This is a genomic window from Methylophaga sp. (assembly GCF_965655755.1).
Classification (GTDB): Bacteria; Pseudomonadota; Gammaproteobacteria; order Nitrosococcales; family Methylophagaceae; genus Methylophaga.
The window spans coordinates 1-980 of sequence record NZ_CBFHHW010000002.1; the positions used below are offsets into that span (position 1 = coordinate 1).

Annotated in this window: 2 protein-coding genes; both read left to right on the forward strand. The window is 43.8% G+C overall.

Annotated features, from left to right (window positions below):
- Positions 1-356, forward strand: a 356-nt coding sequence (locus ACTF5U_RS00845) for a tetratricopeptide repeat protein (protein WP_438969734.1), incomplete at its 5' end; no start/stop codon positions are given.
- A partial coding sequence (locus ACTF5U_RS00850; RefSeq protein ID WP_438969735.1) for a response regulator occupies positions 337-980 on the forward strand: 644 nt, incomplete at its 3' end. The genes ACTF5U_RS00845 and ACTF5U_RS00850, both read left to right, overlap by 20 nt.

Here is a 980-nt window from a genome sequence, read left to right on the forward strand (position 1 = left end):
TCAAAATTAACGATAAGGCATTGAAGGGCTCTGCTTATACAAGCCTCGGTACATTGTATTTTAAAGTCCCTGGCTGGCCCTTAGGCTTTGGTGATGATGACGAAGCGGAAAAGTTGCTTAAAAAAGCCTTGACCATTAACCCAGACGGGATTGATAGTAACTATTTCTACGGCAGTTTCTTGTTGGATCAAAATCAGTATCAACAAGCCGAGCAATATTTACTTAAAGCTAAGCAAGCACCAGCGAGAATTGAGAGACCCTTGGCTGACAAAGGTCGTCACAAAGAAATTGAGTCAGCTTTACAAGAGGTTCACAACAAAATGAGAATACCTAAAAATGCAGGTTTTGCTAGTTGAAGATGATCCTTCTCTGGCAGAAGGACTCAAGCGTTCATTAAGCAGAGAAGGGTTCATTGTGAATCATCTGACCCGTGGTAAGCAGGCGGTCAGTTCCGTTGCAACATCGCCCCCCGATATCGTCGTATTGGATTTGGGGTTGCCTGACATGGATGGTCAGGATGTCCTGAAGGCTATCCGTAAGAAAAACAGCGATCTACCAGTATTGATTCTGACGGCCAGAGCTTCGTTAGAAGATAAAGTTACAGGACTTGATAATGGCGCTGATGATTATCTTGCTAAGCCCTTTGAAACTGATGAGCTTCTAGCGCGATTACGCGTATTTGAACGACGTTTGAGTAGCTTCAAACATTCCGGTATCAGTATTGGTAATGTCGTCATGGAGAGTAAGTCGCAGTCGGTCACCGTATCCGGTGAACAACTTGAATTATCGCGACGAGAATTTATGTTATTGAAAGTGCTGATGGAGAATGCGGGTAGGGTTCAGACACGCGATAGTCTAGAGAGCAAGCTCTACAGCTGGGGAGATGAAATCGCCAGTAATGCTATCGAAGTTCATATTCATCATCTACGTAAGAAACTGCCAGAAAACTTTATAAAAACAGTTCGTGGCGTTGGTTACAC